Source organism: Clostridium sp., assembly GCF_016650095.1.
Lineage (GTDB): Bacteria > Bacillota > Clostridia > Clostridiales > Clostridiaceae > Clostridium_AD.
On sequence record NZ_JAENWL010000060.1, the window covers coordinates 1 to 13,507 of the forward strand.

16 protein-coding genes and 2 pseudogenes are annotated in these 13,507 nt (G+C 30.9%); 6 read left to right on the forward strand and 12 right to left on the reverse strand.

Annotated features, from left to right (window positions below; translation table 11 throughout):
- Positions 1 to 198: 198 nt before the first annotated feature.
- Positions 199 to 1,056 carry a DegV family protein gene (locus JJE11_RS05665; protein WP_291633490.1) on the reverse strand — a complete coding sequence of 286 codons (858 nt, stop codon included), beginning with the start codon at positions 1,054 to 1,056 and terminating at the stop codon, positions 199 to 201.
- A 200-nt stretch (positions 1,057 to 1,256) separates the two neighbouring features.
- On the opposite strand from JJE11_RS05665, the gene JJE11_RS05670 reads away from it, so the two are divergent.
- Positions 1,257 to 1,409 (forward strand): lmo0937 family membrane protein, encoded by a 153-nt coding sequence (locus JJE11_RS05670; protein WP_291633492.1) that lies wholly within the window; start codon positions 1,257 to 1,259, stop codon positions 1,407 to 1,409.
- 88 nt (positions 1,410 to 1,497) lie between these two features.
- On the opposite strand, the gene JJE11_RS05675 is transcribed toward JJE11_RS05670, so the two are convergent.
- From JJE11_RS05675 to pulA, 3 genes are all read right to left on the reverse strand, one after another.
- Positions 1,498 to 2,442, reverse strand: coding sequence for an RNA methyltransferase (locus tag JJE11_RS05675; protein ID WP_291633494.1), 945 nt, complete (start codon positions 2,440 to 2,442; stop codon positions 1,498 to 1,500).
- 84 nt (positions 2,443 to 2,526) lie between these two features.
- Positions 2,527 to 3,435 (reverse strand): alpha/beta hydrolase, encoded by a 909-nt coding sequence (locus JJE11_RS05680; RefSeq protein WP_291633496.1) that lies wholly within the window; start codon positions 3,433 to 3,435, stop codon positions 2,527 to 2,529.
- Between the two features lie 79 nt (positions 3,436 to 3,514).
- On the reverse strand, positions 3,515 to 6,268 hold the full coding sequence (gene pulA, locus JJE11_RS05685) for a type I pullulanase (RefSeq protein ID WP_291633498.1): 2,754 nt from the start codon (positions 6,266 to 6,268) through the stop codon (positions 3,515 to 3,517).
- 257 nt (positions 6,269 to 6,525) lie between these two features.
- On the opposite strand from pulA, the gene JJE11_RS05690 reads away from it, so the two are divergent.
- Positions 6,526 to 6,747, forward strand: coding sequence for a hypothetical protein (locus JJE11_RS05690; RefSeq protein WP_291633500.1), 222 nt, complete (start codon positions 6,526 to 6,528; stop codon positions 6,745 to 6,747).
- Positions 6,748 to 6,879: 132 nt separating this feature from the next.
- Here JJE11_RS05690 and JJE11_RS05695 read toward each other — a convergent pair whose 3' ends face one another.
- Together JJE11_RS05695 and JJE11_RS05700 are read right to left on the reverse strand one after the other, a co-directional pair.
- On the reverse strand, positions 6,880 to 7,011 hold the full coding sequence (locus JJE11_RS05695) for a hypothetical protein (RefSeq protein ID WP_291633502.1): 132 nt from the start codon (positions 7,009 to 7,011) through the stop codon (positions 6,880 to 6,882).
- 123 nt (positions 7,012 to 7,134) lie between these two features.
- Positions 7,135 to 7,383, reverse strand: a complete 249-nt coding sequence (locus JJE11_RS05700; protein WP_291633504.1) for a TIGR04540 family protein — start codon at positions 7,381 to 7,383, stop codon at positions 7,135 to 7,137.
- A 316-nt stretch (positions 7,384 to 7,699) separates the two neighbouring features.
- Between JJE11_RS05700 and JJE11_RS05705 the strand changes: the two genes are divergently transcribed.
- Both JJE11_RS05705 and JJE11_RS05710 read left to right on the forward strand, forming a co-directional pair.
- Positions 7,700 to 9,097 (forward strand): hypothetical protein, encoded by a 1,398-nt coding sequence (locus tag JJE11_RS05705; RefSeq protein WP_291633505.1) that lies wholly within the window; start codon positions 7,700 to 7,702, stop codon positions 9,095 to 9,097.
- 286 nt (positions 9,098 to 9,383) lie between these two features.
- A complete protein-coding gene (locus tag JJE11_RS05710) occupies positions 9,384 to 10,430 on the forward strand; it encodes an inorganic phosphate transporter (RefSeq protein WP_291633507.1) in 1,047 nt (348 codons plus the stop codon).
- Between the two features lie 85 nt (positions 10,431 to 10,515).
- Here JJE11_RS05710 and JJE11_RS05715 read toward each other — a convergent pair whose 3' ends face one another.
- Positions 10,516 to 10,695: a hypothetical protein gene (locus tag JJE11_RS05715; protein ID WP_291633509.1), complete on the reverse strand. Its 180-nt coding sequence runs from the start codon at positions 10,693 to 10,695 to the stop codon at positions 10,516 to 10,518.
- Between the two features lie 162 nt (positions 10,696 to 10,857).
- Between JJE11_RS05715 and JJE11_RS17725 the strand changes: the two genes are divergently transcribed.
- Both JJE11_RS17725 and JJE11_RS05720 read left to right on the forward strand, forming a co-directional pair.
- Positions 10,858 to 11,307 (forward strand): hypothetical protein, encoded by a 450-nt coding sequence (locus JJE11_RS17725; protein WP_366927911.1) that lies wholly within the window; start codon positions 10,858 to 10,860, stop codon positions 11,305 to 11,307.
- 82 nt (positions 11,308 to 11,389) lie between these two features.
- Positions 11,390 to 11,977, forward strand: a complete 588-nt coding sequence (locus JJE11_RS05720; protein ID WP_291633511.1) for an HD domain-containing protein — start codon at positions 11,390 to 11,392, stop codon at positions 11,975 to 11,977.
- 46 nt (positions 11,978 to 12,023) lie between these two features.
- Here JJE11_RS05720 and JJE11_RS05725 read toward each other — a convergent pair whose 3' ends face one another.
- The 5 genes and pseudogenes from JJE11_RS05725 to JJE11_RS05740 all read right to left on the reverse strand — a co-directional run.
- The gene (locus JJE11_RS05725; RefSeq protein WP_291633513.1) at positions 12,024 to 12,266 is read right to left on the reverse strand and encodes a hypothetical protein; all 243 of its coding nucleotides are present in this window, start codon (positions 12,264 to 12,266) and stop codon (positions 12,024 to 12,026) included.
- Between the two features lie 214 nt (positions 12,267 to 12,480).
- A complete protein-coding gene (locus tag JJE11_RS05730; protein ID WP_291633515.1) occupies positions 12,481 to 12,705 on the reverse strand; it encodes a hypothetical protein in 225 nt (74 codons plus the stop codon).
- Between the two features lie 81 nt (positions 12,706 to 12,786).
- Positions 12,787 to 12,927 (reverse strand): hypothetical protein, encoded by a 141-nt coding sequence (locus JJE11_RS05735; RefSeq protein ID WP_291633517.1) that lies wholly within the window; start codon positions 12,925 to 12,927, stop codon positions 12,787 to 12,789.
- 168 nt (positions 12,928 to 13,095) lie between these two features.
- Positions 13,096 to 13,266: pseudogene (locus tag JJE11_RS17730) on the reverse strand (diguanylate cyclase); the annotation flags it as partial.
- Positions 13,221 to 13,507 (reverse strand): annotated as a pseudogene (locus tag JJE11_RS05740) (hypothetical protein); the annotation flags it as partial. The pseudogenes JJE11_RS05740 and JJE11_RS17730, both read right to left, overlap by 46 nt.

Here is a 13,507-nt window from a genome sequence, read left to right on the forward strand (position 1 = left end):
AGCATCTTATTTGCTATATCAGCTATTAATTCATCTTTTATATTTTCTCGTAGTTTTTCAGTGTATTCTTTCATAAATACTTGTGTTTCTTCAGGATATGCAGAAAAATCTCCTGAAATTATATCTCCCATTTCCATCATGATCACTCCTTAGTAATTTCCGTTTTTGAAATGTATTTTTATGTAAAATACATATTATTTACTTCTTAATATTAGGTTCTTTCATTATAATAATCCCAAGTAATCCAGGTCCTGTATGAACTCCAGCTACTGGACTAATTTCTCCAAAGGATAGTCTTGTAATATTGGGAAGTAGCGCAATAGTGTCCGCAAAGCGCTTTACTTCTTCTTCAGCACCACCATGCATAACCCAAACTTTACAAGGGGAATTTTCAAGAGCTTCTCTTGCTATATCGACAAGCTTGCTTGTAGCTTTCTTTTTTCCCTTTGCTTTTGCGTAAGTATAGTAAACACCATCCGTATCAATTGAAATTATTGGTTTAATGCTTAATAGTTCACCTATTGTACCAGAAACTTTTCCAATTCTACCGCCTTTGATTAGGTATTTAAGTGTATCCACTGCATAATAAACAGTAATTCTACTTCGAATTTCAGGAAGAGTTTTTACAATTTCCAGAAAAGTTTTTCCGCATTTAATCATTTCACCACATTCTTCAACAATTGCCGCTTCACCAATAGTTAAAGATTTAGAATCAAAAACACAGGTTTCTATAGATGAATGATTTTCACTTACCAATCTTAATGTATTATATGTGCCTGATAAATTTGCAGATATTGTTATTGCTATTGCATGGGTATATCCTTCCTGCTCAAGATTTAAATATAAGTCTTCCATATCCTTCATTGAAGGTAACGAAGTTGAGGGGATTTCACGCTCAAAATTATCATAAACTTCTTTTGGGGTAATAGTTACCCTGTCAATGTATTCTTTATCTTTATATATTATTCTTAGAGGAAGTACTTTTAAATCATATTTTTCAATCATTTCTTTATCAACATCGGATGTACTATCCGTAATAAGTGCAATCTTACTCATTTTAACTTCACCTTTCTGCAATGAAAATTTTATTTTTTTTCTGTTTTATATTGCCAACTAAATAAAAGCTATTAATAACATTATATCCTTATATATCTATAATTAAAACACTTTTTTCTTGTTAAATATTTAAAGTGACTACTTTATAAATTATGATATAATGTATTGTAAGTTAATATATGTGAAAGGTAGTGTTATATATGGGATTGTTACGTTTGATTGGTGGAATAGTAGTGTTCTTTTGGGCTTTAGGGCTTATATTTAGCATAGGTGGCAAGTTGATACATGCGTTGCTTGTAGTCGCTGTAATAGTTTTTATCGTGGATAAGATTTCAGGAAAAAGAATAAGATAAATTATAATTACATAATTTTTAAATTTCAACCATTGAAAAACAGAGTGCATAGAGACTTGTGTAAAATAAGTCTCTATGCACTCTTATACTAACTACATATGAATATATGCCTTTTAAAGGTACCTTTAGATACAGTACACCTATCATCTATGTGAAAGCCTGAGGAGGTAATTTGTTGTGCCATATCTTCAAAAGTAATGATTACCATTCTATCCGCTATTCTACGGGTGCTCTTCATAATAGCTAACTGCTCAACCGTCGTAATTTGAGTAAATATACCATAAGGAAGGTCAACGATGGCAACATTAAATTTATCTTTAGTATCATTAATATCACAAATAGTTATTACATCTTCATATCCAAAGTAACGGAGGTTAGTCTTAGCATTTTTACCAATAAGTGGATTTATTTCATAACCTTTAATTTTAATTCGCATTGAAATAGCTTCAATTAGTACCGTTCCAATTCCACAACATGGATCAATAACACTACAATTCAGATTATTACCTACGGCTATATTAACAAGGGCTCTACAAACAGTAACCTTTAATGCGTTAGAATAAGAAAAAGGTTTTTTATTGTGGAATACCCAGTCATTCGTATTGCTCTCACATTCCCCAAAGACCCATTTATTAGCTACTTTTGTTATACCAAAAATAATTTCAGGATTTTTTAGTTCAGCTTCTCCAAGTATATTAAAGCCTATTTCAAATTCAATTTTACGCCCCTCATGAAACCCTATTGTTTCACCAGTTGCATTGATATAAACAACTTTATAATTTATGCTGGTTAATTCGTCTTTAACAATTTGATCAATAATTTGCTTCATCGTTTCTCCAGTATACATTATGGAGATACACTTTTTTATAAAAGGACTTCTAGATGGATCCACATAAATATCTGAAAATATGTGTTTTTCATCAAGTAGTTTATTAAAGAGGCACTTTATTTCCATTTTGCATAGGCTCTCTTCATCAATAGAATAATTAGTTGTGTATAAATATTTTTTTTCATTTTGTGGTAGCTGAAACATTAAAGCCCGACCTTTCTATAATATAAAAACCACCTTCATAAAGAGGGCATGTTATCTATGTTAATATTTTATTTTATTTACCATTCAGATTATATTTATATCCTTTAGAAAGCTATCAACTTTTTTTTCGTATTCATCTTTGTTCTTTAAGTAAGCCTCTGCGTGACCAGCATTTGGTGCAATATATATACCTTTGTAGCCCTTCTTTACTGAATACATTTGTGTACACATAAAAGTAGGTACATAGTCATCCTTCTCGCCATGAATAAACAGTATTGGGATTTCTATCTCAGGTAGAGTAGCTATCGGTGACACATCTTTGAAATCCCATCCAGCTCTCATTTTACTGATTTTACTTGCTAATCTTACTAAAGGGAATTTTTTTATATTATAATCTTTCGCTAATCTGTGCTTAAATAAATCTTGTGCATCAGAGTATCCACAGTCATCTATACAAAATTTTATCCGATTATCTATTGCAATATTTTGAAGAACTGTTCCAGCACCCATGGACTCGCCATGTAAACCGACTATAATATCTTTTCCTAATTTATTAAATAGCCAATCTGTGCATTTTTTCAAATCAAACTTTTCATAATAACCAAATGATGTGTTGTGTCCACCACTTAGACCATGATTTCTATGATCATAAATAAACACAGAAAAGCCTCTTTTTAAAAACATATCCATATATTTAACAGAACCATATAAACTCCAGGTTATTCCATGACACAATATTATGATTTTTTTCGAATTATTATTTTGAAAAAAGATACCATGAATTTTATAGCCATACTCAGAATCTATATAAACTTCTTGTTTTTTAAGTTTATTAAACTTTGTTACCTCTATTTCACCTTTTTCTACTTCATAATCGTAGGTATAGTCATATTTTTGGACTTTAGGGTATATAATCATACTAGAAAAATGCCATCCTATAATAAAAATCGCTATAACAATTAAAATAGCTATAATAAATAATATTTTTAACATCGTAACATCTCCCGAATAAAAAATCAAACGCCACCCAACTTCAATAATATTAGTTAGGTTGGCTTAAGGGATTTTCAGTTTATACTTTTTTATATTTTTTTCTAGCCTCTAAAAAGAATCTTATGCAAATAATGAAACATAATATTAATATAATAGAAATATAATATGTTGTTGTCATAATTATATTTTTTGATTCACTATAAATTACGATTGAACTTAGTGCAGGGACCACTAAGGAATCACCTTTAAATTGCTTTATAGTTTTAATGCCTGCTTTTTCTCCATCTACTACAATATTCCATGTACCACTCTTGGATAACTTAATAGTTATGTCTTCTCTATTTGCATTGAAAGCTACTACAATATCGGACCAAGAGTCCATATTTGCATTGTGGCCTAATTCATATGCTACAACATTTTCAGGGACTATTAAGAAGTTCAAATTTTTCCTAATCATATCCGCTGAAGTCATACTGAAGGCGGGATGTTCTTTTCTTAATTTTATTAAACCTTTGAAATAATTAACATTTTCAATATTTTGAGATTTTAGTGTCCAATCAAGCTTATTTATACTATCGTCGGACTTATAGGAGTGTTTAACGCGTTTTTTAGTTCTCAAAAATTCCTGTCCAGCTTGAAAGAATGGAATACCTTGAGAAGTAAGGATAATAGAATCTGCCATCCTGTGCATTTTTAATATTGTTTCATCATTGTCCTTTGGGTTTGTTACACGAAGTTTATCCCATAATGTATTATTATCGTGAGATTCAACATAATTAACAGTTTGTTCGGGCTCCACTTTTTCCCAAGTTTTTATAACGCTCGAGTATTCTATCCCTCCAACTATTCCCTTTTTTAAATCTGCCTCTAGATTAGCTTTACCGCTAACAAAGCCTTTTTCTTTTGCATCTAGTAATACACTACCTTGTATGGCATCTCTTATTGCATCGTTAAAAGGTGCTATTCCAGGCATTTTATACGCATTTTTTTGTGTTGCTTTTATATCTGTTGAAAGAGTAGTCCCTATATCTGAGCCCTCTCCAATAATAAGAATGGAAGGATCTATAGTACTTAGTTTCTTTCTAACTTCATTCATTGTCTCTACATCAAGGAGACTCATAAGATCGAATCTAAATCCATCTAAATTGTATTCTTTTGCCCAATACATCACTGAATCCACTATGAATTTCTTTGCCATTACATTTTCAGATGCAATGGTATTTCCATAACCGCTTTCATTTGAATTGGTACCATCTTTATTGTATCTAAAATAATAACCAGGTACTATTTTATTAAAATTTGAATCAGTATCACTGTACATGTGACTATATGCTACATCCATGGTTACTCTTAAACCTTTGTCATGAAGAGCTTGCACTGCTTGCTTCACTTCTTGAACTCTCACGATTGGATTATATGGATCGGTTGAATAACTTCCTTCAGGTGCATTATAGTTTTTAGGATTGTAACCCCAGTTGAATTGCGGCTGATTTGAAGTCTCATTAACAGCAGAAAAATCAAATATTGGCATAAGATCCACATGTGTTACCCCTAAATCCTTTATGTAATCAATACCTGTTCGCTTTCCATCAGTTCCAATTGTGCCTGTTTCAGTTAGCGCTAAAAATTTCCCTTTGTTCTCCATACCACTGTTTTTATCTATGGAAAAATCTCTAACATGTAGTTCGTACAAAATTGCATCATTTAAATTTGTGAAATTAGGTTTTTCACTTGGTTTCCATATTTCAGGATTTGTGTCCTTTAAGTCTATTACAGCGCCCTTGTCACCGTTTGCAGCCACAGAACGAGCATAGGGATCTACAGCTTCATTCCAAGCTCCTCCTGTATTAACTTTATATGTATAGAATATTCCCTTTTGGTCTCCATTTAAATCAAAAGTCCATGTTCCCTTTTCACTTTTTATCATACTAGATTCAGTACCAATTTTATCATTCCATTTTTTATAGGTTACAAGTTTTACCTCAATAGCAGTTGGTGCCCAGACCCTAAAGCTTGTTTTACTAGTAGAATAAGTATTACCTAAATCATTTCCTTCATAATAAAACATTTTTTCAAAGCCCTCACTTCCCATTACATCGCCAAACACTACCTCTTTTTCTGGGAACCCATCCTTTGAGACCGTAAGTTTTTTACCAAATGTCACATTTTCACTAAGCTCTATCTTGCCAAATGATGAAGTACCATCATGCACTTCATCACTTGTTACTTTTTTTATTTTTACGACCTTGCCATCTTCCTTAACTGTAAAACCTCCATTACTATCTGATATAAATGGAAATACTTTGTTTGTTTCTATGCTTATGATATTCAGGTCATCTAATTTTGCAATTACAAATTTACCCGATTTGTCTAAAGCTGGTTCAACTACTTCTACTATCTTTGCTGAAATTGCTGTAGCAGCAGAATGATATACTTTTGGGTCACCTTCTTTAAGCCAAATTTCCCCAACACCGTTATTGAATTGCAGAATAAATCTATTCTGATTAGTGTCCTTTTGGCCTTCGTCCGTGCGCACTATAAATCCTATTTTATTAAATTCGCCCTCAATCTCAGCTACGCAAAATTGACCAAATGCGTCTTTGCCGGTGAAATCAAATTTTTTTCCATCTTTTTTGTCAGTCCAAAGCCACAGGTTCCATTTCAAATCACGGTTTGGATTTTTAGCATAATGAACAATTATCTTTGTTTTGCCACTTTGAGCAAATGTACGTCCATTGGGTAATAATAAAAAAAATCCTGCCATAATTAAACTAGCAACAAAAAAAATTATGAATCCTTTATTTTTTTTGTTGCCATTTATCTTTAATTTCATAAATTTCCTCCTCTAAAAATATGGTCCTCAAATCTATGTTTTTCTAGTTCAAGTATTCCACGTAAAATTAATAAAACCCTTCTTTATTTGAAATTAATAATATATTGTATAAATTAATATTTAGATGTTTTCTAGGTATTAATTTACAAATTTATCACTATTTATCTATATGTTTCTTTTCACTTATTTTAAACGTTATATAATTGATAATGTAGTTAACATTATACTACTTTTTATAAAATTTGGGGGATTAATTTATGGATATAAAGGAACGGAAAAATCTTATACTTCACGGTTCAATGTCACTAATGGGCATATTCAGCGTATTTCAAGGAATATTTCAGGGCTCCGGACACAAAAAATACTCCATGAATATGGAGATAGGTAGGCTATGTTTTGTAAGACTTCCTAAGGGTATTGCTTTTCAAACATTTTACAACAATTGGCTCAGAAGGAATATGGCTCTCTATGAGCTCTAGTCATTTGATTATATGCTTGCATGGATATTACAATTATAGGAGAGGTGGGTGGCAAAAAAATTAATTAGGACTAACGATTAATTATCACCCACTTTTAGATTCCTAACTCCCATGATAAATGTTAACTGGTATTTATTGTCCCCTTGAATTACCTCGGATGGCTTTTTTGGGCATTGGTAAAGGGGTTTTATTATCACCTTTAGCTCCCTGCTCATTTGTAGTCTTATTATTACTTGATGGAAAAGCGGGTTTATTTTTAGCCATATTACCACTCCTTACTATTAAACATATTTTACCTTAACATATTATATAATTTTTAAGAAATATATACAAGTAATTTAAAATTCAATTAGACAGAAGATATTATGTATGATTTAATCTATTTAATTAATTTTGTCTTTTGAAAAATATATTATCGATAATGGCGACTCTAGAAATACCTATTATATTAGATATCTTTAATGATATCTTTAATGATATCTTACCATTCTTGTAAATTCTATCCTTGTTCGCATCAAGTAAGATGGTTATTTTTTCTTTTAGCTTTTCATATGGCATAATACCATCTAAATAAAAATCTACTAAATCCTTTAAGCATGCTGCTAATTCTTTTGGGTCCTTATAAACCTTTCTCATACTGTACTCCTTATTAGGCATCTGAAAGAAAATAACAAGTCAGCTTCTGGTCTATTTTCTTTCAGCTCCCTTATTCATTTTATAATTAAAACAAAACCTCTATAAATATATCTCAAATTAACACAAAAAAATAAAAATTGCAACTAATATAACCAAATAGAATAAGAAGTGTGTGGATTGCAATATAAAATGTCTGAAACTTTTTTAATAACACTTATTTAGGTAAGATTATGGAATATTAACTGTTTAATATAAAGTAACCAAGTATGTATTTTTTCATAACCTAGTATTACAATAATTCTAATTGGAGAAGTATATGACTAATTTAATACTAACACCTCTACACTATATATATCTTATATTCATTATTATAATAATATTAGCTATGGTTAAGAAGAAGGATATAACGCTTATATGCATATTAGGTATCTTTACCTTAGGCATCATAGGCACAGGATCTATTTACCAATCTACAATGGGAGTATTTAATAGCTTTGTTTATGCAACAAAAGAGTTAATGCCTACCATCTTCATAATATCCATCATAACTGCTATGAGCAATACTCTTATGGCCTCTGGGATAAATGACGAAATAGTATCTCCTTTTAAAGGAGTTATTAAAAATTATTGGGTTGCTTATTGGGTTATTGGACTTGTTATGATGGTTTTGTCTTGGTTCTTTTGGCCATCACCAGCAGTAGCTCTTGTAGGAGCATTATTTTTACCGATTGCCATAAAAGCTGGATTACCAGCCATGGGTGTGGCAATTTCAATGAACTTATTTGGGCATGGAATAGCTTTATCAAGTGATTATATAATCCAGGCAGCGCCTAAGCTTACTGCGGGTGGAGCAGGTATACCTATTTCTAGTGTTATATCTGCAAGCATCCCACTTGTAATCACAATGGGCATAGTTACAACCACCGCAGCATTTTATTTTCTTAGGAAGGATATTAAAGCAGGAGTATCGCTAAGTGGAATCAACACAGAAATAGCGATGAGTAACCCATCAGATACAATGCTTATTTCTTCAAAAAAACTTAGAAGAATTCTAGCGTTATTAATACTAGTGCTTTTCGCAATAGACATTTATATAATGTCTACTGCAAAACTTCAAGGTGGAGACGCCACCGCTCTTATTGGAGGTACCGCTGTATTTATATTAAGTTTGGTTTCAGTAATAACCTATAGGGAGCATTCACTAGAGAAAATTACAGATAATTTTGTTAACGGCCTGCAATTTGGATTTAAGATATTTGGTATTGTTATTCCTATAGCTGCATTCTTTTATTTAGGGGATTCAGCTATCACCGAGATTTTCGGAAAAATACTTCCCCAAAACTCAAATGGAATTGTTAATGACTTAGGTGTAGCGCTTTCAAACTTAGTTCCTCTTAACTCGGTTGTTTCAGCCAGCACGATTACAGTTGTTGGGGCAATTACTGGGCTAGACGGCTCGGGGTTCTCAGGTATACCATTAGTTGGCTCTGTTGCTAAAATATTCTCAACAGCTTTAGGTGGAGGTATAGCAACACTTACAGCACTAGGTCAAATATCTGGAATATGGGTAGGCGGAGGAACAATAATTCCTTGGGCAGTAATACCAGTAGCCGCTATTTGTGGCGTGGATCCCTTTGAATTGGCTAGGAAAAATATCAAGCCGGTAATTATTGGTTTAGTAGTTACTACAATAGTTGCTATATTTATTATGTAGTTAATGGTGTTTATGAAAATGTATTTATAATCAGCAAAGATATCCTTGATGAATGTCTTGCTGATACCATTGAAAAAGCAAGCAAAAAAAACAAGTCTAACATTAACATTGTAGGACTTGTTTTTTGAATATTGAGCTAATTTGTAAAATAATTTGTAGTAAAGCAATCTAATATGCTATATTAAAATATAATATAAAATACACTGCATCATTTTAAAGAAAACAGTTTAATATTTTCAAAGAGTATTAATAAATTCAAAAGCTATATTTCTTAGGAGCTGATAAGATGGTATCTATAAGCGTTACCATGATTTTAATAGGAGTTGTTATAATTGCACTTGTTTTTGCACTTTCAAATGGACTTCACGATGCCAGCTCTGTAGTTGCAACTTTTATTATATGTGGAGCAGCAACCCCTAAGCAAGCCATTGGAGTTGCATCAATTTTTGGAATGATAGGTGCCATTTTGGGAGGAAGTGCAGTAGCAGATACCATTTCTAATGTTATAGATTTACCAGTCAATTCTTCACTGCTTATAATACTTCTTGCAGCAATGCTCGGAGCAGTTATATGGAATTTAATAACTTGGAGATTGGGACTTCCTTCAAGCTCGACACATGCTTTAATAGGTGGAATCATTGGAGCGGTTTGGATGTCTTCAGGCTACACACATATACTTTGGGGTTGGAATGAATTAATTGGTGGACAGCATCAACTAACTGGAATTGTAAAAGTTGTCGTAGCTTTAATTATTTCACCGATGCTTGGATTTATAATTGCATTTATTCTTCAAAAATCAGCAAAATTACTCCTGCGAAATGCGAAATTTACATTAAATAATGGACTAAAGAAAATTCAATGGGGAATAGCTGCAGCACTTGCATATAGTCATGGTGCTAATGATACCCAAAAAATAATTGGAATAATAACATTAGCACTTATGGCAGGTAAAGGGGTAGCCATGTCTACTTCACCTCTTTGGGTAAGGTTATGTGGCGGATTTGTAATGTTTATTGGGACAATGCTTGGAGGGTGGAAAATAATGAGAACTATTGGTCGAGGAATATTTACAGTAAGAGTTATTCACAGTGTAAACTCTCAATTAGCTTCGGCAGGATCATTAATAATAGCTACTTTAATTGGAGCTCCTGTTTCCACAACTCATGTGGTTGTTGGTAGCGTTATGGGAGTTGGTGCGGCTGATGAATATAAAATGGTCCATTGGGGTATAACAAAGGAAATTCTATTGGCTTGGTTTATCACAATACCACTATCGGCGGTGGTTTCTGCATTAATATATATTATATTTAATCTAATGTTTACAGTGATATAATAATTTAGCTGATATTAGAAAACCATACTCCTATTCAATCTAGGAATGTGGTTTTCTAATAACTTAAAGGTCTTCTTTTCAACTATTATTCTTTATCAGATACCCTCGGTGTAAACCCATTTTGTAGCCAATATTCCTTCATGTGAAGAATGGTTTCCTTGACTTTGTTATTGTTTTCAAGTGTAAGGTCATAAAATACTTCCTGACTATTAATTAGTTCCTTCCCTCTTAGATCTACTCTAGTATAGATTCCATCTTCATTCAAAATTCTAGCTTTTTTCGTACTTTTTCTTTCTTAAGACCTTTTTTTAATGAACGATTATAACAATTAGTTTGACCATAAACGAGTTTATGTGCTAATATTCCTATTTTCTTCATCTGTTCTCGCGGTGTAAGTAATGTACCTATAATTGGAATTGGGGGTACTATAAGAAATATTGGTAAACTTCACAAGAAAAAAACTAAATATCCTATAGATAATCTCCATAATTATCAAATTCCTACAAATGAGGTAATAGCCATCTATGATCAAGCTAAGGTTAAAGATGCGTCTCAAAGAAAAAAGCTTAAGGGACTTTCAAAAGAAAGATCAGATATCTTTGTTGGTGCTGCTACTGTTTTAGTTACCTTAATTGAATATCTTGATATAAAAGAACTCCATGTTAGTGGAAGTGGACTTCGCGATGGATTTTTATATGAATATATTTTTAAAAATAAGAAACCTTTAATTGATGTTCTAGATTTTTCTTTAAAAAATAATTTGCTTAACTATGAAATAGACCTTAAGCATCCAAGCCATGTATGGATGCTTACTGAAACAATGTACAATGAACTTAGTTCAATTATTAACATACCGATAAATACAAATAAAATATAAGCATGCTATCTATAGTCTCTTCATATACTTAATACAGTTTAAGTATATGAAACAAGACGCCTAATATTGAGAGGAGAAAAGCATGCTTAATATTGCAACTTATTTAAGTGAAAGAGAACTTTTTAAAGTTTTAGATAAGTATAATGTATTTGACATATCAACTCACGGAAAGAAAGTCTCAAGTTATGCCCTTCGTTTATTTGATTCACTAAATCCATGCTATGAATTTAAAGATGAAGAAAGAAATCTTCTTTACTACAGCGCCATTCTCCACGACATAGGCTATTTTATTAATAAAGAAAAACATCATAAGCATACTAGATACATTATTTTAAAGGAGCCACTTCTAGATAATGTACCAAGTAATCTTAGAGACGACTTAGCATTAATTGCAAGTGGACATGGAAAATCTATTGATGATTCTTTCGATTTTTATCCAAATAATAAAAAAATCATTATATTAAGACTAATATCTCTCCTTAGAATTGCAGATGCCCTCGATCATAAACACAATCTTCATGTTTCATTAGAAAAAGTTGAACTGAAAAACGATACTTTAAATATTCATATTAAAGGGGATGATTCTAACCTAATATTAAAAAAAATTAAAAAGAGATCTTCCTTGTTTTTAAAAATATTTAATTTACCCATTTATATGGAGTGCACATAAAAGGGCACCTACTTTAAAAGTAGATGCCCTTTTATGTTGGACAGTTCTATAGATAATTTAATAATTTATGACTTATAAATTTATTATTTTTATCTTCTTCAATAAAAATACGATATAAAAATCTTTCAGTTATTAGTGTTTGTACACAGACACCATCTGAGCTTACCATATAGTGCTTATCTTGAAATTTAAACGCATCTTCTTTAAGTTTAATAGTATCAATCATAAGTTTATTAAATGTCTTAATTTTATTTAAAGAATTATCTTTTTCACAATCAATTATCATCATACATCTCCTCATATTAAATAATAAATTATATTTGTAATAGAAATCATTTTTAAGGTAGATTTTATTTAGTCATAAAAATAATTGTACAATATCTATTTTTATTATATCATATCTATTTATAATATAATATAATTAAGCAATTAAGGAAGAAGAAAATATGGCAGTAAGTATACTACTAAACCGCTTAAAAAAGCAGTGGCAAATCTTCATATTTTTAGTCAATCATACTTGCTTCTTTAATAAAATGTGATATAGCTCTATTAAAGTCTAATTCAAGATATTCAATATAATTTATATCGCTTGGGTTAGATTTAATAGCTAGGTCTTTTAATTCTTTATAGTGACCTTTTATCTTTTCAAACTCATTAGTAAAAAAAATTATTCTACTTTGTTCTATTATACTTCTTTCCATATCTATACTAAACACATCCTTTATCATTTTAATAAAATTATACCATATTAATGTTAAATTAATATGGTATAATTTTATTTTTATCTAGTCTATTCAGAAATATCACACTCATACTAAATAACAACTTTTCAACATTTTCTTTGATTGTACTTTACACTTCTTTTTGATTTTCGCTGCATCTTCAGTTAATTCATATATACTTGTATATGATTTATTTTTATCTGTTACTATTGCAATTGAAATGCTCATTATTGGATAATTTTCTTCACAGTTATTCCTGTTAAATGATTGTATATAACCTTTCTCCCTATCATCCTCATTATAGAAATTTGATATATTAATATCAAATTCTTTCGTTATACTTTGGCACAGATTATATACATCATGACCTGGAATTATTGCAACAAAATCATCTCCACCTATATGGCCTAAAAAACTGTCTTTATGGAGAGACGTATGCTTTTGAATAACACTTGCTGTAAATAATAAAATCCTATCTCCATTCTCAAACCCATATGTATCATTAAAAGCTTTAAAATCGTTTAAATCAAAGTATAAAAGAGAAAACTTTTTTTTTCTGCAATTAATTTAGAAATAGAATCTTCAATGACCACATTTCCAGGTAGTCCTGTCAAAGGATTGGAATATTTTGCAACATTCAGTTCAAACTCCATTGTTTTTTCAAGCAGTAATATAACAGGGACCACGCCATAATACTTATTGTTTTTTTCTACAATAATATAATCATATATTTTATCTTCTTCCCTTGATATAACAATTTTTGATACCTTATCCATAGGAGTATAATAATCAACAATAAGTGGATTGG

What these genes read in the sequence shown, in the direction of transcription:
- JJE11_RS05700 (WP_291633504.1), bottom strand. Translation starts at nt 7,383, where the DNA reads ATGAGAAAGGTTTATAAGGACCCAAAAGAATTAGCAGCATGCTTAAAG.
- JJE11_RS05720 (WP_291633511.1), top strand. Translation starts at nt 11,390, where the DNA reads ATGCTTAATATTGCAACTTATTTAAGTGAAAGAGAACTTTTTAAAGTT.
- JJE11_RS05670 (WP_291633492.1), top strand. Translation starts at nt 1,257, where the DNA reads ATGGGATTGTTACGTTTGATTGGTGGAATAGTAGTGTTCTTTTGGGCT.
- JJE11_RS05695 (WP_291633502.1), bottom strand. Translation starts at nt 7,011, where the DNA reads ATGGCTAAAAATAAACCCGCTTTTCCATCAAGTAATAATAAGACTACA.
- JJE11_RS05675 (WP_291633494.1), bottom strand. Translation starts at nt 2,442, where the DNA reads ATGTTTCAGCTACCACAAAATGAAAAAAAATATTTATACACAACTAAT.
- JJE11_RS05680 (WP_291633496.1), bottom strand. Translation starts at nt 3,435, where the DNA reads ATGTTAAAAATATTATTTATTATAGCTATTTTAATTGTTATAGCGATT.
- JJE11_RS05710 (WP_291633507.1), top strand. Translation starts at nt 9,384, where the DNA reads ATGGTATCTATAAGCGTTACCATGATTTTAATAGGAGTTGTTATAATT.
- JJE11_RS05705 (WP_291633505.1), top strand. Translation starts at nt 7,700, where the DNA reads ATGACTAATTTAATACTAACACCTCTACACTATATATATCTTATATTC.
- JJE11_RS05730 (WP_291633515.1), bottom strand. Translation starts at nt 12,705, where the DNA reads ATGATAAAGGATGTGTTTAGTATAGATATGGAAAGAAGTATAATAGAA.
- pulA (WP_291633498.1), bottom strand. Translation starts at nt 6,268, where the DNA reads ATGAAATTAAAGATAAATGGCAACAAAAAAAATAAAGGATTCATAATT.
- JJE11_RS05735 (WP_291633517.1), bottom strand. Translation starts at nt 12,927, where the DNA reads ATGAGCATTTCAATTGCAATAGTAACAGATAAAAATAAATCATATACA.
- JJE11_RS05690 (WP_291633500.1), top strand. Translation starts at nt 6,526, where the DNA reads ATGGATATAAAGGAACGGAAAAATCTTATACTTCACGGTTCAATGTCA.
- JJE11_RS05725 (WP_291633513.1), bottom strand. Translation starts at nt 12,266, where the DNA reads ATGATGATAATTGATTGTGAAAAAGATAATTCTTTAAATAAAATTAAG.
- JJE11_RS05665 (WP_291633490.1), bottom strand. Translation starts at nt 1,056, where the DNA reads ATGAGTAAGATTGCACTTATTACGGATAGTACATCCGATGTTGATAAA.